Source organism: Raineyella sp. LH-20 (genome assembly GCF_033110965.1).
Lineage (GTDB): Bacteria > Actinomycetota > Actinomycetes > Propionibacteriales > Propionibacteriaceae > Raineyella.
The window spans coordinates 1,432,925-1,458,740 of record NZ_CP137003.1 but is presented as its reverse complement, the minus strand read 5'-3'; the positions used below and the strand labels follow the sequence as shown (position 1 = coordinate 1,458,740).

Annotated in this window: 21 protein-coding genes; 4 read left to right on the top strand and 17 right to left on the bottom strand. The window is 71.3% G+C overall.

Annotated elements, in window-relative coordinates; genetic code table 11:
• The first annotated feature begins 214 nt into the window (after positions 1 to 214).
• The gene (locus R0146_RS06350) at positions 215 to 3,151 is read left to right on the top strand and encodes a heavy metal translocating P-type ATPase (protein WP_317692021.1); all 2,937 of its coding nucleotides are present in this window, start codon (positions 215 to 217) and stop codon (positions 3,149 to 3,151) included.
• A 61-nt stretch (positions 3,152 to 3,212) separates the two neighbouring features.
• Here R0146_RS06350 and R0146_RS06345 read toward each other — a convergent pair whose 3' ends face one another.
• Entirely contained in the window at positions 3,213 to 4,040 is an 828-nt protein-coding gene (locus R0146_RS06345; protein ID WP_317692020.1) for a DUF427 domain-containing protein, read from the bottom strand.
• 209 nt (positions 4,041 to 4,249) lie between these two features.
• On the opposite strand from R0146_RS06345, the gene R0146_RS06340 reads away from it, so the two are divergent.
• Both R0146_RS06340 and R0146_RS06335 read left to right on the top strand, forming a co-directional pair.
• The gene (locus tag R0146_RS06340) at positions 4,250 to 5,149 is read left to right on the top strand and encodes a CPBP family intramembrane glutamic endopeptidase (RefSeq protein WP_317692019.1); all 900 of its coding nucleotides are present in this window, start codon (positions 4,250 to 4,252) and stop codon (positions 5,147 to 5,149) included.
• 142 nt (positions 5,150 to 5,291) lie between these two features.
• Entirely contained in the window at positions 5,292 to 5,504 is a 213-nt protein-coding gene (locus R0146_RS06335) for a YHS domain-containing protein (protein WP_317692018.1), read from the top strand.
• A 559-nt stretch (positions 5,505 to 6,063) separates the two neighbouring features.
• Here R0146_RS06335 and R0146_RS06330 read toward each other — a convergent pair.
• The 4 genes from R0146_RS06330 to R0146_RS06315 all read right to left on the bottom strand — a co-directional run bounded on the left by R0146_RS06330 (position 6,064) and on the right by R0146_RS06315 (position 9,509).
• Positions 6,064 to 6,897 (bottom strand): inositol monophosphatase family protein, encoded by an 834-nt coding sequence (locus R0146_RS06330; RefSeq protein ID WP_317692017.1) that lies wholly within the window; start codon positions 6,895 to 6,897, stop codon positions 6,064 to 6,066.
• 1 nt (position 6,898) lies between these two features.
• On the bottom strand, positions 6,899 to 7,747 hold the full coding sequence (gene surE, locus R0146_RS06325; RefSeq protein ID WP_317692016.1) for a 5'/3'-nucleotidase SurE: 849 nt from the start codon (positions 7,745 to 7,747) through the stop codon (positions 6,899 to 6,901).
• A gap of 89 nt (positions 7,748 to 7,836) precedes the next feature.
• A complete protein-coding gene (locus R0146_RS06320; RefSeq protein ID WP_317692015.1) occupies positions 7,837 to 8,511 on the bottom strand; it encodes an IMPACT family protein in 675 nt (224 codons plus the stop codon).
• Positions 8,512 to 8,615: 104 nt separating this feature from the next.
• Positions 8,616 to 9,509: a serine hydrolase gene (locus tag R0146_RS06315; protein WP_317692014.1), complete on the bottom strand. Its 894-nt coding sequence runs from the start codon at positions 9,507 to 9,509 to the stop codon at positions 8,616 to 8,618.
• 225 nt (positions 9,510 to 9,734) lie between these two features.
• Between R0146_RS06315 and argS the strand changes: the two genes are divergently transcribed.
• A complete protein-coding gene (gene argS / locus R0146_RS06310) occupies positions 9,735 to 11,375 on the top strand; it encodes an arginine--tRNA ligase (RefSeq protein ID WP_317692013.1) in 1,641 nt (546 codons plus the stop codon).
• Between the two features lie 371 nt (positions 11,376 to 11,746).
• On the opposite strand, the gene R0146_RS06305 is transcribed toward argS, so the two are convergent.
• From R0146_RS06305 to R0146_RS06250, 12 genes are all read right to left on the bottom strand, one after another.
• Positions 11,747 to 12,322: a putative endonuclease domain-containing protein gene (locus tag R0146_RS06305; protein WP_317692012.1), complete on the bottom strand. Its 576-nt coding sequence runs from the start codon at positions 12,320 to 12,322 to the stop codon at positions 11,747 to 11,749.
• A gap of 814 nt (positions 12,323 to 13,136) precedes the next feature.
• Positions 13,137 to 14,042, bottom strand: a complete 906-nt coding sequence (gene ppgK / locus R0146_RS06300) for a polyphosphate--glucose phosphotransferase (RefSeq protein ID WP_317692011.1) — start codon at positions 14,040 to 14,042, stop codon at positions 13,137 to 13,139.
• A gap of 31 nt (positions 14,043 to 14,073) precedes the next feature.
• Positions 14,074 to 15,684 (bottom strand): PH domain-containing protein, encoded by a 1,611-nt coding sequence (locus R0146_RS06295; RefSeq protein WP_317692010.1) that lies wholly within the window; start codon positions 15,682 to 15,684, stop codon positions 14,074 to 14,076.
• On the bottom strand, positions 15,681 to 16,202 hold the full coding sequence (locus tag R0146_RS06290; RefSeq protein ID WP_317692009.1) for a PH domain-containing protein: 522 nt from the start codon (positions 16,200 to 16,202) through the stop codon (positions 15,681 to 15,683). The genes R0146_RS06295 and R0146_RS06290 overlap by 4 nt, the downstream gene beginning before the upstream one ends.
• The gene (locus tag R0146_RS06285) at positions 16,195 to 16,878 is read right to left on the bottom strand and encodes a DUF1707 SHOCT-like domain-containing protein (RefSeq protein ID WP_317692008.1); all 684 of its coding nucleotides are present in this window, start codon (positions 16,876 to 16,878) and stop codon (positions 16,195 to 16,197) included. Before R0146_RS06285 ends, R0146_RS06290 begins: the two co-directional genes overlap by 8 nt.
• Positions 16,879 to 16,942: 64 nt before the next feature.
• Positions 16,943 to 17,446 carry a type II toxin-antitoxin system PemK/MazF family toxin gene (locus R0146_RS06280; RefSeq protein ID WP_317692007.1) on the bottom strand — a complete coding sequence of 168 codons (504 nt, stop codon included), beginning with the start codon at positions 17,444 to 17,446 and terminating at the stop codon, positions 16,943 to 16,945.
• 162 nt (positions 17,447 to 17,608) lie between these two features.
• A complete protein-coding gene (locus tag R0146_RS06275; RefSeq protein WP_317692006.1) occupies positions 17,609 to 18,220 on the bottom strand; it encodes a hypothetical protein in 612 nt (203 codons plus the stop codon).
• A gap of 72 nt (positions 18,221 to 18,292) precedes the next feature.
• Complete coding sequence (locus R0146_RS06270; protein WP_317692005.1) at positions 18,293 to 19,726, bottom strand: uracil-xanthine permease family protein; 1,434 nt, start codon at positions 19,724 to 19,726, stop codon at positions 18,293 to 18,295.
• A gap of 122 nt (positions 19,727 to 19,848) precedes the next feature.
• Entirely contained in the window at positions 19,849 to 21,255 is a 1,407-nt protein-coding gene (locus R0146_RS06265) for a hypothetical protein (protein ID WP_317692004.1), read from the bottom strand.
• A 114-nt stretch (positions 21,256 to 21,369) separates the two neighbouring features.
• Complete coding sequence (locus R0146_RS06260) at positions 21,370 to 22,503, bottom strand: baeRF11 domain-containing protein (protein WP_317692003.1); 1,134 nt, start codon at positions 22,501 to 22,503, stop codon at positions 21,370 to 21,372.
• A 90-nt stretch (positions 22,504 to 22,593) separates the two neighbouring features.
• Positions 22,594 to 23,310, bottom strand: a complete 717-nt coding sequence (locus R0146_RS06255) for a response regulator (RefSeq protein ID WP_317692002.1) — start codon at positions 23,308 to 23,310, stop codon at positions 22,594 to 22,596.
• Positions 23,311 to 23,316: 6 nt separating this feature from the next.
• The gene (locus R0146_RS06250; RefSeq protein WP_317692001.1) at positions 23,317 to 25,815 is read right to left on the bottom strand and encodes an ATP-binding protein; all 2,499 of its coding nucleotides are present in this window, start codon (positions 25,813 to 25,815) and stop codon (positions 23,317 to 23,319) included.
• Position 25,816: the final 1 nt, after the last annotated feature.

Below are 25,816 nucleotides of genomic sequence, written 5' to 3'. Positions count from 1 at the left end.
CCGGTGCGGCCCTGACCCGACCGGTGCGGTCTTGACCCGACCTTGACCCTCCGCTCTGGTGTCCCGGTCGTCGGACGACTACGCTCAAGGCATACCCCCAGGGGGTATGTGCAGGACTGCAGGAACGGCGCCCGTCGGCGTGCGCCACTGCGGGACCGCGTCCCCCGCACGAAGGCACCCTCGGCAGAGAGGATTGCCTGGAAGGAGGCAGAAGATGAGCGCACTGGCCATCGTCACGATCCTCGCCGCACTCGCCCTGACCGCAGGGGCGCTGTGGTTCTTCTTCGGGCCCCGTACGTCCCGACGGGCTGCCCTCAGTGAGGGCGTCCAGGTGATCGACGTCCGGGTGCAGGGCGGCTACTCCCCCGACCTGCTGCAGGTCCGCAAGGACCTGCCGGTCCGCATCCTGTTCGACCGCCGGGAGACCGGCGAGTGCACCTCACACGTGGTGTTCCCCGACTTCGGGATCAACCAGGCACTGCCGGCGTACGCCACCACGGCGGTCGAGTTCACCCCGACGCAGGCCGGACAGTTCGAGTTCGCCTGCGGGATGAACATGATCCACGGCCGGCTCGACGTCCTCGACGAACCGTCCGCCGGGACGGGCACGGTACGCACCGCCGAGGGCACCGCGCCTGCCGGCACGGCCACCTCGACGCTGGCACCGGTCCGCGACATCGGATCCGGGAGGACCGGCGGACAGCCGGCCGCCGCCACGCTCTCCCCGGAGGACGCCGCGTCCGCGGAACAGGCCGAGATGGCCGAGCGCCGGGCCGAGATCCGCGACCTGACCCGCCGGGTGATCATCGGTGCGGTGCTCACCGCCCCGGTGCTCTTCGCGGTGATGGCGGCCGAACTGTTCCGGGTGGACTGGGTGCCGATGGTGCTGATGAACCACTGGGTCCAGCTCGCCCTGATCGCGCCGGTGATGGTCTACACCGGCTGGCCGATCCACAAGACCGGCTGGCTCTCGCTGGCCCACCGGTCGGCGGAGATGAACGCCCTGATCACCCTCGGCACCACAGCGGCCTTCCTCTACAGCCTGGTCGTCACGATCGCCCCCGGCGTGCTGCCCGGCGACCTGCAGCAGGTGTACTACGAAGCGGTCGGGGTGATCCTGACCCTGATCCTGCTCGGCCGTCTGCTCGAGGCCCGCGCCAAGGCCGGCACCGGCGAGGCGATCCGGGCACTGATCGGCCTGCAGCCACACACCGCCCACGTGGTCCGCGAGCGCGTGGAGCGCGACCTGCCGATCGAGGAGGTGGTCGCCGGGGACATCGTCGTCGTACGTCCCGGAGAGAAGCTCCCGGTGGACGGCGAGGTGGTCGACGGGTCCTCCGCGGTGGACGAGTCGATGGTCACCGGTGAACCGATCCCGGTGACCAAGCGCACCGGCGACACCGTGATCGGTGCCACCATCAACGGCACCGGCAGCTTCACCTACCGGGCGACGAAGGTCGGCGCGGACACCCTGCTCGCCCAGATCATCACCATGGTCCGCCAGGCCCAGGGCTCCAAGGCGCCGATCCAGCGGCTGGCCGACAAGGTGTCGAGCTACTTCGTGCCGGCCGTCGTGCTGATCGCGATCTGGACGTTCGTGGTCTGGCTGCTGGTCGGCCCACCGCCGACCGTGGTGTTCGCGTTGGTCGCCTCGGTCTCGGTGCTGATCATCGCCTGCCCCTGCGCCCTCGGCCTGGCCACACCGCTCTCCATCACCACCGGCACCGGCAAGGCCGCCCAGCACGGCATCCTGATCCGGTCGGCGGAGGCACTGGAGACCGCACACCGGCTCGACACCGTCGTGCTGGACAAGACCGGCACCATCACCGAGGGAACCCCCGCCCTGACCGACGTGGTCGCGGTCGGACCGTACGCCGAGGACGAGCTGCTGTCCGCCGTCGCCACCGTCGAACGCTCCTCGGAGCACCCGCTGGCAGCGGCCATCGTGGCCGGTGCGCAGGACCGCGGGATCGCTCTCCGACCGGTCACCGGATTCGACTCGATCACCGGTCAGGGCGTCCGCGGCATCATCGGCGGAGCCGAGAGCCCGGTGACCGGCACCGAAGTGCTGGTCGGCAACGCCCGGCTGCTCGCCGGGGCCGGCATCGACCCGGGCCCGCTGGCAGCGGACGCCGAACGACTGGCGGCCGACGGCAAGAGCCCGATGCTGGTCGCCATCGCCGGGCACCCCGCCGGGGTGATCGGCGTCGCCGACACGGTCAAGGAAGGGGCCGCCGAAGCCATCGCCGCGCTGCGGCAGCGAGGCCTCGAGGTGGTCATGATGACCGGCGACAACCGCGCCACCGCGGCCTCGATCGCGAGCCAGGTCGGCATCACCCGGGTGGTCGCCGAGGTCCTTCCCGAGCACAAGGCCGGCGAGGTCCGCCGGCTGCAGGCGGAGGGACGGGTCGTCGGGATGGTCGGCGACGGCATCAACGACGCGCCGGCACTGGCCCAGGCCGACGTGGGCTCCGCGATCGGCACCGGCACCGACGTCGCCATCGAGTCCTCCGACATCACCCTGATCTCGGGTGCGCTGTCGGGCCTGGTGACGGCGATCGACCTGTCCCGGGCGACGATGCGCAACATCCGACAGAACCTCGGCTTCGCGTTCATCTACAACGCCATCGGCATCCCGATCGCGGCCGGCGTGCTCTACCCGGTCGCCGGACTCCTGCTGAGCCCGATGATCGCGGCAGCGGCGATGGCCCTGTCGTCACTGTCGGTGGTCACCAACGCCAATCGCCTGCGCGGCTACCGGGCCCCGCAGCCCACCACCTCGACCGGCCCCACCATCGCGACCGGCCCGGCGACCACCCCGGTGGTCGAGATCGGCGGCCAGACCGTCGCCGGTGCGTCACCGCATGAGCAGCCGCACCCGACCGAGCAGCACGTCGGGCACGAGCTGCCCGAGCACGTTCACCACGAGCACGACCAGCACACTCAACACCACGACCACGACACGGAAGGACCCCGCCCGATGACCACCACCGATCCAGTCTGCGGCATGACCATCGACCCCGCGACCGCCGCCGGCTCCGCCGAGCACAACGGGCAGACGTACTACTTCTGCTCGCCGGGCTGCCGCAAGGCGTTCCTCGCCGATCCCGAGAAGTACGTCGGCGGGGCCACGGCGGCACATCACCACTGACGCTGCCGCAGACGAGAGCCAACGGTCCGCCGCCCCCACACACCGTCTATCTGACACCCCGTCACGACCAGGGCGTGCGGGGCCGGGGCTGGGGTTCGCCGTCGATGGTCAGGTCGAGCCGCTCGGTGAAGAACGCGATCAGGCCGCGGACGGGGGCGGCGTCGTGCAGCGGATCCTCGTACGACCAGGCGATGTCGGGCAGGACGGTCTCGCCGGCACGGGCCGTCCAGTAGGACGCCAGGCCCTTGTAGGCGCAGACCGTGTGGGTGGACGTCGGCTCGAGCAGTTCCATGGCCACCTCCTCGCGCGGAAGGTAGAACCGGGTCGGCAGCGGGGTCTCGAACAGCAGCGTCGGCCGGGTGGTGTCGGCCAGGGTGACGCCGTTGAACGAGATCTGGACGTGGCGGCTCGAGCGCAGGCAATCGATCCGGTCGAACGGGTCGTGGGGGTGGCCCATGACGGGCTCGTCCTCCTCGTACCACTGGGAGAAGGCGGCCCAGTCCAGGATCACGTAGCCGGCCAGGTCGGGGTCGTCGGCGCGGAACGCGGCTCCCGGCAGGTCACCGTCCGGCGTCCGGATCGTCAGGGAGGTTCCCGGGGTGGTGTGGGCGGTGAATGGCGTGTGCGGGTCGAGGACGGGCGGCCCGTCCTCCATCGACACCGGATTCTCCGCCGCTGCCTCGCCGCGGTCCGGAACGAGCTCGCCGTCGAGGTCGGTCTCGGGAACGGCGTACGAGCCGACCACCCGACGCGGCTCCCAGACGAGTCGGGCGTTCCGGGTGTCGGCGATGGTGCGGTCCCGGGAGACGGCCCGGATCCACTTGCGGACCGGATGAACCCGCAGGTCGCCGATCACGCTCCACAGCAGGTGCCTCAGCTGGATGGCCATAGCCACCAGTGTGATCCCGCACCCGCCAGATGACGACCCCTTCTACAGCCGGAGGCCGGATGGCTACGGGGCCCTGAGCGCCACCCTGGGCGATCGCCCCGAGGTCGCTGATGCAGCCCGTGCGGTGGACCCCATGGGCGTCTGGGAGCCTTCCCGGAACCGGTGCGGGAGGGGTGGCGAGGCCCGGATCGAGCCGCGAGGATGCGGCCATGAGCACCCCCTCACTCTCCTCGCCGGCACCGACCAGCCCACACACGATGATCAGCCGGTATCGCCACCCGGTGGCCTTCTACGTCCTCGCGACCGCGATCCCCTGGGCGCTGTGGTTCACCGCCGCCTGGCTGTCCCGCCAGCCCGAACCCGCGCCGACCACCCTGGTCCTGATCGCCGGACTCGGCCTTGCCGGACTGGCCGCGCCGGCCGCCGCGGCAGCTTGGTTCCTCCACCGGGACGGCCTCATCCGCGACGCCCTCAGCCGCCTGCTCATCCCGCGCGGCACCCGGTCATGGGTATGGATCGCGGCCGTCGGACTGCTTCCCGCGTCCCTGCTGGTCGCCACCGCGGTCTCGGTCGCGCTCGGCTACGACCCATCCCAATTCCAGTTCCGGGCCGGCTTCTCCTTCACGACCGGGCTGATCCCGGCCTGGATCACCCTCGCCCTGGCCCCCGTCCTCGAAGAACTCGCCTGGCACTCCTACGGGACCGACGCGCTGGCAGCCCGGATGAACATCCTGTGGACGTCGCTGGTGTTCGGCGTCATCTGGGTGCTGTGGCACGTCCCGCTCGGCTTCATCAACGGCTACTACCAGGCCGAGGTAGTCGAGCAGGGCCCGATCCACACGGTCAACTTCGCCCTGTCGATGGTGCCGTTCGTGATCCTGATGAACTGGCTCTACTACCGCGGCGGCCGCAGCGTCCTGCTCGCGATCCTCTTCCACCTCACCGCCAACTTCGGCAACGAGATCCTGCTCACCCACCCAGACACCAAGGTGATCCAGACGGGCCTGCTCCTGGTCGTGTCCGCCGTCGTGGTCTGGGCGGAGCGCGACCTGTTCTTCACCCGGCCGGTCAACCGGCCAGAGTCCGTCCTCCTGGCCGTGGGAAGGTAGCGGCCCGGCCGGCAGCGAGTCTTGACCGAATCTTGGCCGTCTCCCGACGGTCCCGCAGCAGGAATCCCCTAGCGTGAGGCATACCCCCCTGGGGTACTGGAGGTGCTGTCCGATGCACCCTGAGTCGAGAGGCTGGAATCCCATGACCACCACAGCTGTCGATCCCGTCTGCGGGATGGATGTCGAGGTCTCCCCGTCGACCCCCACCGCGGAGGTGGATGCCCGGACCTACTACTTCTGCGCGCCGGGATGCCGCAAAGCGTTCGTCAAGGATCCGGCATCCTTCCTCGGGGAGAAGGCCGGGTCGGGACACGGCTGTGGACACTGCGGCGACCACCACCACGATCATCACTGACGGGATCATCACTGACGGGATCATCACTGACGGGATCATCACTGACGGGTGACACCCCGCGACCGGTAGGACACGCGTGTCCCACCGGCGCCCGCGGCGTCCGCAACGCTTGGCGCCGAGACGAGAGGACGGGTGCCCACGATGACCTCGCCCATCGCGGTGCCGATCTCATCATCGAGGTCGCCCGGCTCTTCGCCTCCCTGGCACGGCACGATCCCGTCGCGGACCGGTTCTGCCGGTGACGAGACAGCGGACCAGCCTGTCAGCCGGACCGCCACCGTCGTAGTAGTCCGGCAGGCCACCGTCGGCCGAGAAACAGCGGGCTTCGTCCTCCGGGAGTACGTGGTCGCGTGCCATCTCGTCGCTCCTTTCGGCGTCGGGTCGAGTGCCCGTCTCGTCACTGAGGTGCCCGTCTCCTCCGACGTCAGCTCTCCCGTGGCAGGTGGCACGGGGCGACGGGATCAAACTTCCGTCAAGGATCCGGCCGTCAAGGATCCGGGACTGCTCCGTTCCGACGCCCCGTGTCCCGTCACAGCCGTGGGTCGCTCGCCGTCCCCGGTCACTTGGTGGCCGGCGCCAGCGGTTCGGCACCCGCGGCGATCAGTAGCTCCTCCAGCGGCCCGGCGATCACCGGGTTGCAGGCGAGGTAGAACGACTCGCCCGGGCCCGCGCCCCGCAGCCCGCTGACGTGTGCACCGGCCTCGCGGGCGACCACGGTGCCCCCGGCCAGGTCCCACGGGTGCAGGCCCACCTCGTAGTAGGCGTCGAGGCGCTCGGCGCCGACCGCGCAGATGTCCAGGCTCGCCGCCCCGGCGCGGCGGATGTCCCGTACGGTCCCCAACAGCTGGGTGACCACCCGGGCCTGCGCTATCCGTCGCTCCGGCAGGTAGCCGAACCCGGTGCCGACCAGGGTGCGAGGCAGGTCGACGTCCTTGGCGATGTGCAGCGTACGACCGTTGAGGCGGGCGCCGCCGCCGTCGTACGCCTCCCAGGTCTCGTCGGCCGCCGGGTTGATCACGACACCTGCCAGGCCGGTCCAGGTCGCCGGATCGGGGTCTCCCTCGACGACGGCGACCGACACCGCCCAGGCCGGGATGGCGTACGCGTAGTTGACGGTGCCGTCGATCGGGTCGACCACCCAGGTGAGTCCGGAGGCCGACCCGGCCTGGTCGGTCTCCTCGCCGAGGAACCCGTCCTGGGGCCGGGCCCGGGCGATCGCATCGCGGATCGCGGTCTCGACCGCCCGGTCGGCCTCGGTGACGATGTCGGCGACCGAGGACTTGCGGTCGGCGATGGCCACCCCGGCGTCCCGCATCTCCTTCGCCATCCGGGCCCCCTCCTCGGCGACGGTGAGGGCGAGGCGGTGCAGTTCGGTCACTGCGGCGGTGGTCATGTCAGTCACTCCAAGGGGTCGAAGGGGTGTGCGAGGCCGCCGTACGACGCCGATCGGGCGCGTGGGCGGGGTCGAGCTGGTCCAGCGGCGGCAGGGTGACCCCGGAGAAGTCGTCGGTGAGGCTGCGCACCATCGTCACCGTCGCCCAGTCCCGGGCCAGCAGGTAGTGGTCGCTGCCCGGCTCGTCGCGGGCCAGCGCCGGCTCGTACGTCAGGGCCGCGCGGCGCAGGTCCGGCCGGCCGGCGGTCGGGAACGCGATGTCGGGCGCCTGCAGCTCCCCGAACGCGGCCAGCGGCGCCGCCCGCAGCCCCCGCAGCCGGTCCAACGGGACATCGGGGATGTTGAGGTTGAGCACCCGGCCGTCACAGGCCTGGAACTCCAGCCACTCCATCATCCGCAGGGTGATCTCCTCGGCCGCATCCCAATGCCGCGGCGCGTGGCCGGCCAGCGACACCGCCATCGCCCGGATCCCGAGCACGGCGGCGGTCAGCGCGGCCCCGACGGTGCCGGAATGCAGGATCGCCCGGCCGGTGTTCGCCCCGCTGTTGATCCCGCTCAGCACCATCCGGGGCACCTCGCCGTACTCCCCCTGGACCGCCAGATAGACGATCTGGGCGGGCGTCGCTTCCGCCACCAGGCAGCGCACCCCCGCCGGCATGCCCTCGGGATGCTCCTCCTGGACGACGATCGACTCGGTGGGCGTACGCATGCCCAGGGCGGAGCTGACTCCGGAGGACGGGTGATCCGGCGCCGCCACGAGCACCGTGTGCCCGCGCCGCGCCGCCGCCCGCGCCATCGCCGCCAGCCCCGGAGCGTCGATGCCGTCGTCGTTCGTGATCAGGATCTGCATGCGGAGGCCTTGCGCTCGCCGTTCGGTCGGAGCTTCAGCCTAGCCCGCCACGCTGTCACTCAGCTGGGTCCGGTCAGCGGCGCCGGCCGCTACGCCTCCGGGTCGGCGTCCGACGGTCCGGGGCACGGCTCCTCGAGGACCGTACGACCGGCCGGTACGAGCACCCCCTCGCCGCGGGTCAGCGCGGCGACGAGTGGTCCGAGGCCGGCCCGGTCCTGCGTCGCCAGGGTGAGGCGTACGCCGTCGGCGACGTACGCGACGTCGTGGACCGCGACGCCGCGACCGCGCAGTTCCGACTCGATCCGCCCCGCCTCGGCGTGCGGCAGCAGCAAGGACCACAGCTCGGAGGTGACCAGGAGCACCCGGGGCGCCTGGTCGAGCGCCGAGGCGACGGCGTCGGAATAGGCCCGGACCAGACCGCCGGTGCCCAGCAGCGTGCCGCCGAAGTAGCGGACGACCACCGCCGCCACGTCGGTCAGGCCCGAACCGAGCAGGACGTCGAGCATCGGCCGGCCGGCGGTGCCGCTGGGCTCGCCGTCGTCGGAGGAGTGCCACAGCGGCTGCGCGTCGGGGACCGAGACGACCCAGGCACTGCAGTGGTGGCGGGCGTCCGGGAAGACGTCGCGGGCCTCGGCGAGCAGGGCCCGGGCCGCCGCCTCGTCGTCGACCCGGCGCAGCAGGGTGATGAACCGCGACCGCTTCACCTCCAGCTCGGTGGTGACGTCGACCCCATGCGGAATGGTCACCCTGGGCTGCGTCGACATGGCCCCAGCGTACGGCCCCGCAGTCGCCGGGCCGCTCGGTCGCCGCCTCCGCGGCCGGGCCGCTCGGTCGCCGGGCTCAGTCGCGGTCGCAGTCGCCGGGTTGCTCAGTCGCGGTCGCAGGTCCCGGCCGGCAGCTGGTCCAGGTGGGCCTCGAGCCACTCGGAGATCGCGTTGAGGTCGGCGGTGCCGTCACCGGAGGGATTGATCACCGCCACGGTGACCACGACGGCCGGGCTGTCGTCGAGGCTGCCGTCGACCGGGACCAGGCCCATCTGGCGGCTGGTGTAGGTGCTCTCGTAGAGGCCCCAGCCGCCCTTGAAGTGCGCTCCGTCGAGGTGGCCGAGGCCCCAGGACTGGTCGTCGACCACCTGACCCATCCGGGTGATCACCGGCGCCCCCGCGTCAGTGCAGTCCAGCCCGGCGAGGAAGGTCGCCTGGTCGTCCAGGTCCCAGGTGGTGTAGCCGAAGGTCGTACGCCCCAACGTACGGTTCTGACCGACCCGGGTCTCCCCGTCGCCGGCCGCGGTGAGCACCTTGTCCGTCGCGGCGCGGGCCTGGTTGGACGATCCGAGGCCGATCCACAGATCCTCGGCTGCGTCGTTCGACGACTGGGTGATCGCCTGCTGGACGAGCGACCCGGTCTGCGAGGAGCCGGGGTGGGCCTCCAGGGCGGCCACCGCGATCGGCACCTTGATCGTCGACCACGCCATCGCCGTGGTCACCTCACCGAGGGCGATCGCCTCGTCCCCGTCGCCGCCGACCGGCATCACCACCAGTCCGGCCGTGCCACTGAGCCCCTTCTCGAGGTCGGCCCACGACGCCCGCAGCGCCTCCGGATCGACCGAGGGCGTTGGGGTGGGCGTCGGAGTCGGGGTGGGCGTCGGAGTGGCGGTGGGGGCCGGGGCCGGCGCCGTCGCGACACCGGCGCCCGCTCCGGAGCATCCGCCGGCGAGGACGAGGAGGGTCAGCCCGCCGGCCAAGATCAGCGATCGTCGCACGCGCCGATTCTGTCCCTCCATCCTGTACGTGCCGCACATGTCCGTGGTGAGAGCCTCAGCCCGGACCGGTGGGATGCTCAGGCCGGTGCGGTGCTCGGGCCGGCGGGGTCGGGCCAGCCGCCCGGTGGGATGCTCGGGCCGGCCGCCGGTGGGGTGCTCGAGCCGGCCGCCCGGCTGGCGATGCGGGTGGGAGACGGACCGTCGGGACATGGGAGAATGGCGGCCATGTCCTCCCTTGTAGCCACATTGAGTGAACGGTTCGCGGCGGTGACCGGCGGCGTCGATCCCGAGCTGCGGCCGGCCACCAAGCCCCGGTTCGGCCACTTCCAGTGCAATGTGGCGATGCGGCTGGCCAAGGACGAGGGCGCGAAGCCGCGCGACATCGCCCAGCGGATCGTCGACGAGATCCGGATCGACGACCTGTGCGAGCCGCTGGAGATCGCCGGCCCCGGCTTCATCAACATCCGGCTGAAGAACTCCGTGCTGGCCGCGGAGGCCAACGCCCTGATGGCCGATCCGCACCGCGGAGTCCCGCAGGACCCGCACCCGCGGCGTACGATCATCGACTACTCCTCGCCCAACGTCGCCAAGCAGATGCACGTCGGCCACCTGCGCTCGACGATCATCGGCGACTGCTTCTCCCGGGTGCTCGGGGCGACCGGCTCGGAGGTGATCCGACAGAACCACATCGGCGACTGGGGCACCCAGTTCGGCCAGTTGGTCGAGCAGATCCTCGAGGAGGGGATCGATGCAAGCACGCTGGACCTGGCCGGGGCCGAGGCGCTCTACAAGCGGGCCGCGGCGCACTTCAAGTCCGACGAGGAGTTCGCCGACCGGGCCCGCCGCCGCGTGGTGGCCCTGCAGTCGGGCGACGAGCAGACCCGTACGATCTGGCGCCAGCTGATCGACGTGTCGCTGGCCGGTTTCAACGCCACCTACCGTCGGATGAACATCCTGCTCACCGACGACGACCTGGCCGGCGAGTCCACCTACAACGAGGGCTTGGTCCGGGTCGTCGAGGACCTGACGGCGATGGGCCTGGCCGTCGAGGACGCCGGCGCCCTGGTGGTCTGGGTCGAGGGCTTCGAGGCGCCGATGATCGTGCAGAAGCGCGACGGCGGCTTCGGTTACGACGCCACCGACCTGGCCGCCATCCGGCACCGCGTCGACGAGCTGGGCGCCGAACGGATCGTGTACGTCACCGACGCCCGCCAGGCCCAGCACTTCGCGATGGTCTTCGCCGTCGCCCGCAAGGCCGGTTGGCTGCCGGAGACCGTGACCGCCGAGCACATCGGCTTCGGCATGGTGCTCGGCTCCGACGGCAAACCGTTCAAGACCCGCGACGGATCCGCTGTCACGCTGTCCTCACTGCTCGACGCGGCCGAGGAGATCGCCGCCCCGCCGATCGCGCTGGCCGCGATCAAGTACGCCGACCTGTCCAACGGGCTGAACAAGGACTACGTGTTCGACGCCGAGCGGATGGTGCAGACCACCGGCGACACCGGCCCCTACCTGCAGTACGCCCACGCCCGCACCTGCGCGGTGATGCGGGAAGCGGAAGCCAAGGGCCTGGCCCTCGACACCGAGGTGAGCGTGTTGGACGAGCCGACCGAACAGGCACTGGCCCTGGCGCTGTCCGGCTTCGGCGAGGTGGTGGCCGAGGTGGCCAGCACGCTGCAGCCGCACAAGCTGTGCACGTACCTGTACGAACTGGCCCAGCACTACTCGGCCTTCTACCAGCAGTGCCCGATCCTGAAGTCCGAGGGCGCGGTGCGAGACTCGCGACTGGGCCTGTGCCGGGCCGTACGTACGGTGCTGGCCGCCGGCCTGGGCATGCTGGGGATCGAGGCGCTCGAGCGGATGTGACACGGGGACCGGGATTCCCTGTGGGCATCCCGGCCGCCGTGTCCGCCCGGCCCATTCCGCCACATTCACCGCGCCTTCCTGCAGGCGCCGCCTTTCCGCGCAGGCGCCGCACTTCCACGCAACCGCGGCCTGCCGACGAGCCGCATCTGACCGAAAGCGCGGCGGATGTCTGAACAAGCGGCAGATATCGCAGACTCCCAGGCGGCCCAGGACTCCCAGGCGGCCCAATTTTCGACCGGCAGCGACAAGCCCCCTACGGGCGGTTGATACCGCTCCCCGACCGGTGTCGACCGTCGTCGACTCCCTGGGATGGTGTAGCCGGACCACGATCGACCCACGGCCGGCGCCGCAGGGACGCCCCGACCCGCCCCTCAGCTTCGGCCGGCCAGCACGTCGCGAAGACGCCGACCGAGCTGATCCGGACGGGTCAGGTCCTCCCAGGTCCAGCGCACAACGAGCCACCCCGCTGCCCGGATGGCGTCCTCCCGGACCTTCTCCCGGAAGACCACGTCGCCAGGGGTCTCGCCCCGACGTCGATATCGCTCGTACTTGGTCCTGCCGTCGAACTCACCGATCACTTTCTGCCGTTCCCAGGCGAAGTCCGTACGGTAGGTCTGTCGTCTTCCGCCGGGCATGGAAAGCGTCAGACGGTACTGCAGCTGCGGGATCGGCACATGCTGCTCACTGAGGACGATACGACTCAGTGACTCGCCGGGACTCTCGGCCGCGCCGGTCGCGAACAACGCCATGCGACGTGCCTCACCGATCCCCGAGGCTCCCTTGAGTCGGCCGATCGATACTCTCATGGCGCCCATCAGACCTTCCGGATCCGGACTGAGGCGAAGGGCGTGATCCGCCATCACCACTCCCGGACGGAAGCCTTCAGTGCGGGCGACGTCCACCAGGGTCCTGGCCAGACCGGTGATCCGGATCCCCTGTCGAACCACGATCTCCTCCGGCAGAAGCGCACCTGGATGCTGATGGACCATCGCCCGGCGACATCCATGTGCCGTGCGGGGCACCGTGACATGGATCGTCTCCGAAGGATCCCCGAGAAACGGCAGCCCCCACAAGGCGGCCGCGGTGGCGTGGCTGAAGACGTGCCCGTCGCCGAGCCGGATCGCGGCGGCGGCAACCCTTGGCGCAAGGGTCTCCGATCCCCGCTCCCCTGACGCCTTCCCCGCTTGGGTCCCCTCCCCGTCGGCCGGCACCCCATCGCCGTAACAGCCCCGACGGATCCTGACCAAGGTTCCGGCCGCCAAGGCGTGACGGATCTCGTTGTCGCAGAGTCCGGTGTCCAGGATGGCCTGTCGCGTACGGATCACAGGCAACGTGAAATCGGGGTCCATGAAGCCATGAAACCCAAGGACGAGGCGGATCGGAACCGCCTGAGGAGAACGGACAACACCTCGGGGCGAACGGACAACACCCCGGGGCGAACGGACAACACCTCGGGGCGGGCGGACAACACCTCGGACCGCCGATTCCCCCGACAGACCGCCTCAGACAACGGCCATCCCCGGCGTTATCCGCCGCGCTTCCGTCTATCCGCCGCGCTTCCATGCAGCCGCCCGCGGTCCAGTCACCCGCGGCCTGCCGACGCGCCGCATCTGGCTGAAGGTGCGGCATCTGGCTGAAGGTGCGGCGGATGGCTGAAGGTGCGGCGGATGGCCGGACCACCCGCTCCGACACCAGGAATCACCGACCGCCGCGTACGCCACTGCGACCGCGGCCACCCGGTCGCAGCCACCCCCTGGGCGGTCACTCCTCCGCGGCGGACTCCAGCACGGCCTGATCGTCGGGCAGGACCTGGTCGGATTCGTCGGCGACTCGGACGAGGGTCGTACGCTCCGCGGCGTGCCGCAATGCGCGTTCGGTGGCCGCCTCCACGGTCAGGTCGCTGACACCGTCCTCGTCCTGGTGGGCGGCCAGCCAGGCCGCACCGATGATGCCGGCGCGGTTGCGCAGTTCGGCCGGCACGATGGCCGTCTGGAGGCGCAGTTTCGGCAGGAACTTGTCCGCGTCGCGGCTGATGCCGCCGCCGACGACGATGAGGTCGGGCCACAGCAGGGCCTCGACGACCTGGAAGTAGCGCTCGATCCGCGGGATCCACTCCTTGTAGGACAGTCCCAGCCGGTCCTTGACGCCGGAGGAGGCCTGCGTCTCGGCGTCGTGGCCGTCGATCTCGACGTGGCCGAACTCGCTGTTGGGGATCAGCACGCCGCGGTGGACCAGCGCGGTGCCGATGCCGGTGCCGAGGGTCGCCAAGAGGACCAGGCCCGGGTGGTCCTTGGCGGCTCCGAAGTGTGCCTCGGCCAGCCCGGCGGCGTCGGCGTCGTTGACGACCAGGACGTGGCGGCCGAGCAGGTCCTCGAACATCTTCTGGGCCTCGAACCCGATCCACGACTTGTCGATGTTGGCGGCCGATCGGGTGACACCGTGGGTGACCACCGCCGGGATGGTGATCCCCACCGGACCATCGCCGATCAGGTCCGCGAAATGCGTCACGATCTCGGCGACCGCCGCGCCCACCTTCTTCGGTGTGGACTTCTTCGGCGTCGGGATCCGCAGCCGATCCGTCGCGAAGTCGCCGACCTCCAGATCGACCGGGGCTCCCTTGATCCCCGACCCACCGATGTCGATGCCGAGCACTGGTCGCACTGTCATGTACCGAGATTACGAGGCCGGGCTCCGGATGTCAGGACCCGGGTGGTGGCGACTGCGGAGTGTCCGGTGTCGGCTCCGACATCGGCTCACGTGTCGGCTCCGAGATCGGCTCCGGTCGCCGCCCCGCACCCGGCCCCGACAGCGGCGCGACGGACTCCGAACCGAGGGGCCCAGCACCGGGGTCCTGCGCCTGGCGGGCCTGCGCTCCCCAGGTCAGCACCGTACGAGCGTACGTACGGGCCTCGTCCGCCGGCAGGTGGCGGGCCACGAAATGGACCGGGCCGGGGGTGGTGTCGATGTGCACGCTGGCCACGCCCAGCCATCGTTGCAGCGGGCCCTGGGTGAGGCGTACGGACTGGAACTTCCGCAGCGGCACGATCGCCCCGCGCCGGTGGAAGACCCCGTGGTCGGCGATGGCCACCTGCGGGCTGGCGCCCCACCGCAGCGTGTGTGAGTCGATCCAGCGGATCAGCCGGACCCGGCGCGGCACCCCGCGCAGGGGCACGGCGTCCAGGTCGATCCCGGGCAGCACCTGGCGCAGGATGAAGGCGAGCTCGGCGCCGGTCCCGGCGGGCAGGACGGTCGATTCGCGCCGGTCGTTGTCCTCGGCGTTGCGTCCACGGGCCAGCCCCACCATGTCGATGTCGACCTGCCACCAGCCCGGGATCCGCCACAGCAGCGGCTGGCGGATCCGTACGCCCTGGATGCGGTCCATCGGCAGGGTCTGGGAGACCAGCCGGGTCAGCCCGGAGGTGACCCGCAGCCCACCGGACGGCGTACGGAGCAGTTTGAAGTTGAACTGCTGGTTGAACCGGCGGGAGAGCATCGAGAAGAACGCCAGCACCATCGGTAGCAGCGCCGCGAGCGAGAACGCGCCGGCCCCCGCGGCCCAGGTGATCACGACGAGACCGAAGCTGATCACCACCGACCACCACAGCTCGCTGGACAGCAGGAAGGCGCCGATGATCCGGCCTGCTTCCATCGTCAGCAGCAACTCGTCCGCCGCCGAGGCGTCGACCATCACCCCGGGCCGCGGCTGCAGGCCGACGGCGGCGACGCTGGTCCGTTCGCCGACCGCGCGACGCAGCAGGTAGTCGCGCAGATCGTACGCACGGCCGCGGGACAGGTACCGCAGCCGGGTCGCCGCCTCACCGGCGCCGGCCTCGATGCGCAGTTCGGCCAGGCCGAAGAGCCGCGCGATCAGCGGCTGGTCGACGTCGACGGACTGGATCCGTTCGAACGCGACCCGGCGGGACCGGCGCTGCAGCCAGCCCGTCTCGACCCGGACCTCGTGCTCGTCGATGACGAACCGGGTGAACCACCAGGTGGCCCAGCCGGCGACAGCGGCGATCAGGGCGATGACGAGGATGATCCCGGCGATCACCCAGCCGTTGGGCAGGCCGCCGCGTTGTCCACCGGCGGTCCGGTCGACCCCGTCGCGCAGCACCGCGTAGGCACCCGCGACGAGGACGATCCAGCCGCGGACCATCGGGGTGAGTGGGTGCGGCCGCTCCATCACCGGGTGACCGTCGGTCGGCTCGGCCACACCACCCGATCGGTCCACACCGCCCGGCAGGTCCACACCACCAGGACGGTCCACACCGCTGTTCGGCTCGGTGCCGGGCTCCGCCGGATCGCTCACAGACCCGACCTCCGCGGATCGCTGTGCGACGTCAGGACGTCACGCAGCCGCGCCGCCTCGGCCGCGGGCAGCCCGGGGATCCGCGCATCGGTGTCGGCGGACGCGGTCACCAGGGTGACGGTCGCCAGACCGAAGGAACGCTCCAGCGGCCCGGCGTTCACGTCGATCACCTGCAGCCGGCCGTACGGCACCACGGTCAACGCACGGAACATCACCCCGTGACGCACCCACAGCTCGTCGGCCGTCTCCGCATACCCCCAGCGGGGCCACCGACGCCCGATCAGCACGGCGTTCCACCCCCACACCAGAGCGACCACCACCAGCGGGATCACGGTGAAGAGCCACTCGCCGAACACCAATTGCGCCACGACCGCGAGCACCACCCCGACGAGGAGCGCGACCAGCCCGGACGTCAGCCAGGAGAGCTGACGCCACCGTCGGTCGATGCCGTGCCAGTCGACATCGGGCCCGTCGAAGAGGAGGGCAGCACCGGCCCCCTGCGGCGCGGTGTCACTCATCGGAGGGCTTCATCGTGACGGCGACGCCCCCGAAAGCGGCGAGACCGCGCAGGATGACCGTCGGGGCGTTCGGGTCGGCGCACCGCGCCTGGGACGACGCGCCACCGAAGATGGGGAACACCTGGTTGACGACGCGTACGCCGTCCGGCACCACCACCTCCAGACCGCCGAACACCGCGTACGCGTCGATGGTGATCGTCCGGGACTCGAAGACCGCCTCGCGCAGGTCGATCGACGCCCCACCGAACAGGGCGATCGCGGTGGTGCCGCGGGGGACACGGAGCACGCCCTTGCGTTCGGCGCCGCTGAACACCGCGACGACCGTGTCCCGCGGGCTCTCCGTCGACGGGTCGACCACCACACCCCAGGGACGGGCCACCGCGCCCGGCTCGGTCGGGATGGGCATCGCGCCGGCGTCACTGACCGCCGGCAGCCCGGCCGGCCCCGTCCCGTATGTGTCGGCCGGTCCGCCGGCCGCCCCTCCCGCGGGCATCCCGAGATCGGCGGTCAGCGGACCCAGCTCGGCGAACGTCCGCGCCGCGAGCGCGTGGGCGACGCGTTCCCGGTGCTCCTCCAGAGTCAGCCGACCGTCCGCGTACGCCGCATCGAGGAGGTCGGTGACGCGGGCTCGGTCGATATCCGACGCCCGGATGTTGTCGGGCATTCCAGCGCTCATGCGCCCAGCGTACGAGGCCGCGGTGGCCGCCCGTAGCCCGCCGCTCGGTTGACCGCCACGGCGCTCAGCAGTGGGCCAGCACGCCGTCGGCCACGGCGCGGAAGCGTCGCTCGTCCAGCCGGGCGGCGGTGCGGCGTACGGCGGCCGGGTCGATCCGGATGATCCGGTTCAGTCGGACCTCGCTGGGGCGTCCCTCCCGGTCCCACGGGCCGGCGCCGATGTCCATCCAGTAGCGGCCGACCGAGGCCTCCTGGGCGGCGTCCCGATCGTGGTCCTTGGAGGTCATCTGCACGCCGAGCAGCCACTGCCCGTCGGCACCGATCAGCAGCACCGGCCGGTCCTTGCCCCGGCTCGGGTCCTCCTCGTACGGCACCCAGGTCCACACCACCTCGCCCGGGTCGGGTCGGCCGTCCTCGGCGGGGCGGTAGCTGATCGCCGGGCGGCCGGTGAAGTCACCCGGGTACGCACTGCCGGCCGCCGCGGTCCGGGCCGCTGCATCAGCGGAGGCAGCGGCCGGAACGGCTCGCTCGCCAGTGGCCTGTCGCCCCTCGCGCACCTGTGGAGGCATGATCCGCGGGGTGGTGACACCAACGGCGGTCCCTGACAACGTAGTCGCATCCGAACGCCGGCCCGCGCCCCGCAGGGCATCACCGACAACGCGCCATAGTGCACGTAGGAATCCATCACCCCCACCAACCATGCGCTCACGGTACCCCAGCCGCTATGAGCTTCACCGCATGCGGCGGCCTCCGTCCGAGAGGTTGATCAGGACAGGCGGCGAGGACCCCTGCCTGAGCTCGACGACAGCTGGAACATCACCGGAGACGTCGGGGTCGCCGACCGGGACGCCCTCGGCCCTGGCTGCGGCGTCTGCTCCCCACTGGTCAGGATCCACGCTGTCCTCTACGTCCACCTGCGCCACGTACGGCGTCGATCCCACCCCGTACACGGTCCCCGACCGAGTCCCTCGCACCCCGCGCAACAGCGCGGCGTAGGCTGCCGGCGGGTTCCCGGCAGGGCCACGCTGCGGAGTCCAGCTCAAACTCGCCGAGGGATCGATCACGAAGTTCGCGTACGCCACCTCGAAGTGCGGCGCGGTGACCAGGCGCGCCCGTCTCCGCGACTCCGCGACCAGTGTGTCGCTGACAGTCTGGAGCTGCTGCGCGCTCAAGTCCTCGCGGACGAGGACGCGACGCCCCTCACACGCCACCACCCCCGGGACGTCAGCCGCAGCCGCTCTGAACGCGGCCCCCCGCATCCACCAGTCGACTCCAGCCACCACCGCCACACCTGCAAGAACAACCACGAACCACAGTCTCTTCGCCGACCGTCCGCGCCGCATGGCTCTCACCTCACGACCGCAACGTCACCGGATGACTCAAGGCCCACACCCCGCCAGACCACCGTCGGCGGCCTACTCGACAGGATCGTCCTCCGGTGTCCGCCGCAGCTCCCCGGGATGCAACTCGGCACCGGCCGGGGCAGAGGCCGGGGAGGCCGACTCGAGGCTGGTCCCGCGCCACCGGGCGATCCCCCGCATCACGTGGTAGACCGCGATCGCGCTGAAGGCGCCCAGGGCGATGCCGTTGAACACCACGCCGCCGACCTGCTGGCCGTTGACGACCTGGCCGCCGACCGTCCAGGTGTAGTTCGCGATGCCGACGATCAGGGAGATGGCCGCGGTGTTGAGGTTGACCGGATCGGAGAAGTCGACCCGATTCTGCACCCAGATCCGTACGCCCAGCATGCCGATCATGCCGTAGAGCACCGTCGCCGCCCCGCCGAGCACGCCGGCGGGGATGGTGGCGATCAGCGCACCGAACTTCGGCACCATCGACAGCAGCAGCGCGAACAGGCCGGCCACCAGATAGGCGGCGGTCGAGTAGACCCGGGTCGCCGCCATCACGCCGATGTTCTCGGCGTACGTGGTGGTGCCGGAGCCGCCGCCGACGCCGGCCAGCACCGTCGACAGGCCGTCGGCGAAGAGCGCCCGGCCGGTGACGTCGTCCAGGTCGTCGCCGGTCATCGCCGACACCGACTTCACGTGGCCGATGTTCTCGGCGATCAGCACCACGACCACCGGCAGGAACATCGCCAGCACCGACGGTTCCCAGGTCGGGGCGTGGAAGGTCGGCAGGCCGATCCAGGCGGCCTTGTCGATGGCGGAGAAGTCGACCTCGCCACGGACCACCGCGGTGAGGTAGCCGATCAGGACGCCGACGAGGATCGACAACCGGCCGAGCATGCCGCGGAAGAGCACGGTGACCAGGATGATCGCGACGATCGTCACGACGGAGGTGACCGGGGCGGTCTGGACGTTGGTCCACGCCGACGGGGCCAGGTTGAAACCGATCAGCGCGACGATCGCCCCGGTGACGGTCGGCGGCATCACCCGGTTGATCCAGCGGGCACCGGCGAAGTGGACGACCACGCCGACCAGGGCGAGCAGCGCGCCGACGGCGATCACGCCACCGAGCGCCGACCCCATGCCGTGCGAAGCGGTGGCCGCGGTGATCGGGGCGATCAGGGCGAAGCTCGAGCCGAGATAGCTGGGCACCCGGCCGGCGGTGATGACCAGGAACAGCAGGGTGCCGACGGCGGAGAAGAACAGCGTGGTCGACGGCGGGAAGCCGGTGATCAGCGGCACCAGGAAGGTGGCACCGAACATCGCCACGACGTGCTGTGCGCCGATGCCGATCGTCGCCGGCCAGGCCAGCCGCTCGGACGGCCGGACCACCTCGCCCGGAGCGATCCGGTAGCCGTCGCCGTGCACCGTCCATCCCAGGAACGAGCGCGACGCCTTCGGTTGCGGGGTGTTGGGCTGCGGGGTGTTGGATGTGTTGGCCACGGTCCCTCCGATCCACGGCATACTCGGCGTACGCCGCGGACCATCGTAAACGGTCGGTGTTGCGGCGCCGTTGCGGGCCGCCGGAGCGGCCGCCGTCAGCGCGGACCGTCAGCCGCGGACCGTCAGCCGCAGGCCGGCGTGTCCAGGATGGTGAGCCCCGGCGCGACCGAGACCTCGACCAGGCCGGCACTCAGCAGCGCCGCCTTGTTCTCCCAGTAGCCCGGGGACGCCGCGGTGTACACCACGTGGACGCACTCCCGGGTCCCGCGCTCCTGCAAGGCCTGGAGCTCCCCGGTGGGGATCTCCGTGTCGTAGTAGATGCGGCGCGGTGCGTGCTCGACGAGGCGATCGCACCGCAGGGCGATCAGTCCGTCGGAGTCCGACATCAGCACACCGCCGGGCAGCACGCTGCAGTCGAACGATGCCGGCCCGACCATCGTGTCGTCCCGCGACGGCCATTCCACCGCGTTCACCAGGGCACCGATCGCCAGCAGGACAGCGATCACGGTGGCCCACCACCGTCGCCCGACGGCATCCCAGCCGAGCACCAGCGCCACCGCCAGCAGCGGCACCACCGGCGACAGCAGCCGGTCGTCCAGCTGGTCCATCGGGGTGAAGATCTTCGCCGCCACCGTGCCCAGCAGCAGCCCGGCCAGGTACACCGTGGTGAGGACACCGGTCCTGTCCCGGCACGAGAGGGCGGCCAGGCCCAACGCCAGCACGACCAGCACCACGCTGAGCGCGGTCGGATCGGCGAGCCGCACGGGCGCGAACCATCCTCCGACGACGCGGACCGCGTCCATCACCATCTTCGCGACGTCGTCCATCGGCTTGGACCGATCGCCCGCGGCGTTGCCGGAGAGCAGCAGGTTGACGACGGCCCACCCGACGGGCAGCGCCACCGCGGGCACCGCGGCCACGACGGAGCGCCACCACTGCCGACGCAGCAGGTAGCCGAGGATCATCGCCGCCCCGGCGAAGGTGCCGGCCGTACGCACCAGGCCGGCGACCCCGAGCACCAGTCCGACGAGGACGGGCAGCCACCATCGACCCCGGGTCTCCCGATCGGACACCTGCAGCACGAGCGCGACCATGATCAGCGCGATGGCGAGCGGCTCGGACCAGATGAAACCGTTGATGAACATCAGCGCCGGGCCCGCGCCGGCGAGCGCGGCGGTGACCACCCGGACCCACAGTGGGACGGAACGGAGCAGGGCTCCCGTCGCCCAGGCGATCGCGGCGGCGGAGAGGACATTGACCAGCGCCGCGGCGGCGAAGACGCTGATCGGGGTGAGCAGGTCGATGAGGGCCAGCACGGCCGAGTATCCCGGCGGATAGAGCGTCTGGTGTACGCCGGCCGGATCCAGGAACCCCTGGCCGCGGGTCAGCGACCGGGCCCCGAGGAGATACATCAACGAGTCGGGGCTCGCTCCCATCCCCCCGTGGCGCGCGATCGCGATGACCACGAGCAGGACAGGGATCGGGACGGGAGCCAGTTCGGGAGCCAGCCGCCGGAGGAAGGGGCGCACCGCCAAAGGCTATCAATGCGAGCCACCCGGCCCGGCCGACGACCGCGGGGCCAGCCACCCGGCCCGGCCGACGACCGCGGCCCCGGTCCCCCACCCGCCCCGGGGCCGCCGCGCTCAGACCGCGAACCGCAGGTGGGCCACCGCCGTCCCGTTCCAGACCGGCGACGTCACCTCGGCGTCGCGCACCGGGATGATCCGGCCGCCCCGCCGGACCACCTCCACCACGATCCGGGAGACCAGGTCGTAGCCGTTCTCGTCGAGGGTGATCTCGCCGGTCGCCTCGTCGAAGGTGCCGAGCACGTCGACGGTGAACTCGTAGACCAGCACGTCGACCGCCCCCTGCACCGCCGCCCGGGCGATGTCGGCCAGCTCGGTGACGACCAGTCCCTGGGCGGTGTCGTCGGCGATCCGGGCGAGCTGGTCGCTGATCCGGCGGGCGTTCAGGTCGGGCAACCGGTCGCGGACCGTACGATCCACCTGGTCGGCGCCGGCCTCGTCGGGCGTCCCGGGGACCCGGACCACCGGACGACGCTCGTCGGCGGGCCGGACCCGCGACAGCAGCGGCTCCGCGGCCAGCAGGAACAGCGGCACGTCGGCCGACGGGTCGGCCTTCAGCAGCGTCGCATCGACCAGTTCGGTGACCCGCGAGGCGTACGTCTCCAGCAGCTGCGTACGCCCCTCGTCGCCGGACCACTGGCGGTCCTCCCGGGCGTCGCGCAGCGAGTCGCGGTTGGTGGCCGCGGCCGCGTCGGCGATCGCCTCGGCCCCGGCCACGGTCAGCTTCTCGGCCCGCCGGGTGGGCGTCGCCTCCCACAGCGCCCAGCGGTTCACCGACAGGGTGAGCACGTACGCGTGCTGTTCGCCGGCGAACGCCCGGACCAGCTGGCCCAGGTCGAACCAGCTCGACGCCTGCCACTGGCTGACCAGCTTGTTCGGCAGCACCCATTCGGTGTGGAACTCCGGGGTGAGGAAGACGGCCAGCGACGAGGACAACGCCCCCCACACCTCCGGGTCGGCCTCCAGCTCGTCCTGCTGGGCCCGCAGGCCGCTCTCCAGCGCGGGAGTCAGCTGGCCGGTCTCCCGGAACCGTCCGATCGCCGCGGTGATCGCACTGTGCACGGCCGTACGGGTCTCGGCCCTGCCGATCACCGTGGGAGCCGACGGCAGGTACACGGTGACGGCCAGCTGATGGGGCGCGGCGAGCTCCATCAGGTCATCCAGGGTGGGCAACTCCTTGTGGACGGACACGATGCCTCCGATGTGTGCTCGAGTCGGGATGTCTGCTCAAGTCGGATGGGATCGGCCGCGCCGGCGCCGACGATCGGCCGTGTCCCCAGGCTACGCATTCCTGCCCGGACGAGGAGGCTGATCGGGCAGTTCCAGCCGATAACCCATGCCGGCCTCGGTGAGCAGGTAGCGCGGCAGGTGCGGATCGGGCTCGAGTTTCTTGCGCAGCTGGGAGATGTAGAGGCGCAGGTAGCCGGTGTCGGCGACGTGGTCCGACCCCCAGATCTGGGTGAGCAGGGTCTGGCGGGTCACCAGCCGGCCGGGGTTGCGGACGAGGAGCTCGAGCACCCGCCACTCCGTCGGCGTGAGGCGTACGTGGTGGGTCTCGCCACGGACGGTCCGGGTCACGCTGCGGGCGGTCAGGTCGATCGACACGTCGCCGATCCGTACGATCGGCTCGGGTTCGGCGCTCGGCACCCGCCGGGTCAGGGCGCGCACCCGGGCGAGCAGCTCCTGGATGGAGAACGGCTTGGTCACGTAGTCGTCGGCGCCGGCGTCCAGGGCCTCCACCTTGTCCGCCGCCCCGGTCCGCCCGGAGACGACCAGCACGGGGATCTGGGTCCAGCCGCGCAGGGCATGGATGACGTCGATGCCGTCGAGGCCCGGCATGCCCAGGTCGAGCAGGACGAGATCGGGCTGATGGTCGACCGCGGCCTGGATGGCCCGAGCGCCGTCGGGCGCGGCGACGATCTGGTAGCCCTCCGCGCCGAGGGTGATCCGCAGGGCGCGGACGAGCTGCGGATCGTCGTCAGCGATCAGGATCTTCATCGTCGGTCAGTCCCCCTCCGGCCGTGCCGGGTCGGCAACCGGCAACGACACCACCATGGTCAGCCCGCCGCCGGGGGTGTCTTCCGGTGTCAGTGTCCCACCCATCCCCTCGGTGAAGCCCTTGGACAGTGCGAGTCCCAGCCCGAGGCCGGTGGTGTTGTCGGTGTCGCCCAGCCGCTGGAAGGGGACGAAGACGTCGTCGAGCCGTTCCGGCGGGATGCCCGGACCGTGATCGACGACCCGGATCTGCACGGTGGCGCCGAACGAGCTCGCCGCGATCCGTACCCGCGTCCCGGGCGGGGCATGGCGGGTCGCGTTCAGCAGCAGGTTGACCAGCACCCGCTGCAGCAGCACCGGATCGGCCAGCAGGGGCGGACAGTCCGGCGCCAGGTCGATCTCCACCCGGTCGGGGCCGACGCCGACCTCGTCGAGGGCCGGCACGATCACCTCCGCGGGGTCGGTCGGGCTCAGCGACACCGCGATCACCCCGGCCTGCAGCCGGCTGACGTCGAGCAGGTCGGTGACCACCGACGACAGGGTCGCCAGGCTCTCGTCGGCGGTGGAGAGGAGCTCGTCGCGGTCGTCGGCGCTGAGATGGTCGTACGCCGCCCGCAACCCGCTGACCGCCGCGACGGCCGCCGCCAGGGGGCGGCGCAGGTCGTGGCCGACCGCCGACAACAGGGCACTGCGGACCCGCTCGGAGGCCGCCAGCGGGGCGACCTCGCTGGCCACCTCCTCGAGGTCGCGGTGTTCCAGGGCCGCCTCGAGCTGGGCGATGATGACGGCCAGCAGACGCCGCTCGGAGGCCTGCAGGTCGCCGCCGTAGAGCTCGAGGACGGCGTGGTCCCCGACCGGGAGGGCGGTCGGCACCTCGGTCGGCGCCGGGTCACCGTCAGCGGCCACCACGCTGTCGTCCTGCACCAGCCGGACCGCGCTCAGCCCGAAGGCCTCCCGGGTCTCGGTGATCAGCGCGGGCACCGCCTGCTGACCGCGCAGCACGCTGCCGGCGATGGACTGCAGCAGCTCCGACTCGATGCCCGAGCGGCGGGCGGAGCGGGACCGGCGAGCGGCCCGGTCGACCAGATAACTGACCAGCAACGCGTTGACCACGTAGAGGCCGACCGCCATCAGATGCACCGGCTTGGCGATGGTGATGGTCCCCACCGGCTCCATGAAGAAGAAGTCCACCGAGACACCGGACAGCAGCGCGGCGAACAGCCCCGGCCAGATCCCGCCGAGCAGGGCGACCAGGATGACCAGCAACTGGTAGGCCAGCACGTCGGCGGTGATCGCGTCCGGGGTGCGTACGTTGACCAACAGCGCGGTGAGCGCCGGGCCGCCGAGCAGCGCCAACACGAACCCGGCGATCCGACGCTGCAGGCTGAGCGCCCGGCCCAGCCGCGGCAGCTGGAACCGGCCGCCGGCGGCGGCATGGTTGACGATGTGCACGTCGATGCTGCCGACGTCACGGATGACGGTCGCGCCGATGCCGGGCCCGGTGAGCGCGGCCTGGACGCGACCCCGTCGGCTGACGCCCATCACCAACTGGGTGGCGTTGACCGAGCGGGCGAACTCGACCAGGGCCTCGGGGATGTCCTCGCCGACCACCTGGTGGTAGCTGCCGCCGAGCTTCTCGACCAGGGCGCGTTGCCGGGCCAACGCCTCGGGGCGTCCGGCGCGCAGGCCGTCCTGGCTGGTGACGTGGACGGCGATCAGTTCACCGCCGACGGAGCGGGCGGAGATCCGGGCACCGCGCCGCAGCAGCGTCTCCCCCTCGGGCCCGCCCGACAGACTGACCACCACCCGCTCCCGGGCCTCCCAGGTGTTGCTGATGCCGTGTTCCTCGCGGTAGGTCAGCAGCGCCTGGTCGACCTCGTCGGCCAGCCAGAGCAGGGCCAGCTCCCGCAGCGCGGTCAGGTTGCCGAGCCGGAAGTAGTTGGACAGCGCGGCGTCGATCCGGTCGGCCGGATAGACGAACCCGCCGGACAGCCGGTCCCGCAGCGCCTGGGGGGCGAGGTCGACGACCTCGATCTGGTCGGCGGCCCGCAGGATGTGGTCGGGGATGGTCTCCCGCTGGGGGACGCCGGTGATCTGCTCGACGACGTCGTTGAGTGACTCGATGTGCTGGATGTTCACCGTGGAGATGACGTCGATGCCGGCGTCGAGCAGCACCTGCACGTCCTGCCAGCGCTTCTCGTGCACCGATCCCGGCACGTTGGTGTGGGCCAACTCGTCGACCAGCGCCAGCTCGGGACGCCGGGCGAGCACCGCGTCGAGGTCCATCTCGGTCAGTTCCACCCCGCGGTAGGACACCGTACGACGCGGCACGGTCTCCAGTCCCGCGGCCTTGGCGGCGGTCGCCGCGCGGCCGTGGCTCTCCACCACGGCCACCACGACGTCGCGGCCCTCGTCCTGCAGCCGGAGCCCCTCCTCCAGCATGGAGAAGGTCTTGCCCACGCCGGGGGCGGCCCCGAGCAGGACCCGCAGCCGCCCCCGATCAGTCATC

Excerpts from the sequence above, each read along its gene's own strand:
- R0146_RS06350 (WP_317692021.1), top strand. The coding sequence starts at position 215 with ATGAGCGCACTGGCCATCGTCACGATCCTCGCCGCACTCGCCCTGACC.
- R0146_RS06345 (WP_317692020.1), bottom strand. The coding sequence starts at position 4,040 with ATGGCCATCCAGCTGAGGCACCTGCTGTGGAGCGTGATCGGCGACCTG.
- R0146_RS06340 (WP_317692019.1), top strand. The coding sequence starts at position 4,250 with ATGAGCACCCCCTCACTCTCCTCGCCGGCACCGACCAGCCCACACACG.
- R0146_RS06335 (WP_317692018.1), top strand. The coding sequence starts at position 5,292 with ATGACCACCACAGCTGTCGATCCCGTCTGCGGGATGGATGTCGAGGTC.
- R0146_RS06330 (WP_317692017.1), bottom strand. The coding sequence starts at position 6,897 with ATGACCACCGCCGCAGTGACCGAACTGCACCGCCTCGCCCTCACCGTC.
- surE (WP_317692016.1), bottom strand. The coding sequence starts at position 7,747 with ATGCAGATCCTGATCACGAACGACGACGGCATCGACGCTCCGGGGCTG.
- R0146_RS06320 (WP_317692015.1), bottom strand. The coding sequence starts at position 8,511 with ATGTCGACGCAGCCCAGGGTGACCATTCCGCATGGGGTCGACGTCACC.
- argS (WP_317692013.1), top strand. The coding sequence starts at position 9,735 with ATGTCCTCCCTTGTAGCCACATTGAGTGAACGGTTCGCGGCGGTGACC.
- ppgK (WP_317692011.1), bottom strand. The coding sequence starts at position 14,042 with ATGACAGTGCGACCAGTGCTCGGCATCGACATCGGTGGGTCGGGGATC.
- R0146_RS06290 (WP_317692009.1), bottom strand. The coding sequence starts at position 16,202 with ATGAGTGACACCGCGCCGCAGGGGGCCGGTGCTGCCCTCCTCTTCGAC.
- R0146_RS06285 (WP_317692008.1), bottom strand. The coding sequence starts at position 16,878 with ATGAGCGCTGGAATGCCCGACAACATCCGGGCGTCGGATATCGACCGA.
- R0146_RS06280 (WP_317692007.1), bottom strand. The coding sequence starts at position 17,446 with ATGCCTCCACAGGTGCGCGAGGGGCGACAGGCCACTGGCGAGCGAGCC.
- R0146_RS06275 (WP_317692006.1), bottom strand. The coding sequence starts at position 18,220 with ATGCGGCGCGGACGGTCGGCGAAGAGACTGTGGTTCGTGGTTGTTCTT.
- R0146_RS06255 (WP_317692002.1), bottom strand. The coding sequence starts at position 23,310 with ATGAAGATCCTGATCGCTGACGACGATCCGCAGCTCGTCCGCGCCCTG.
- R0146_RS06250 (WP_317692001.1), bottom strand. The coding sequence starts at position 25,815 with ATGACTGATCGGGGGCGGCTGCGGGTCCTGCTCGGGGCCGCCCCCGGC.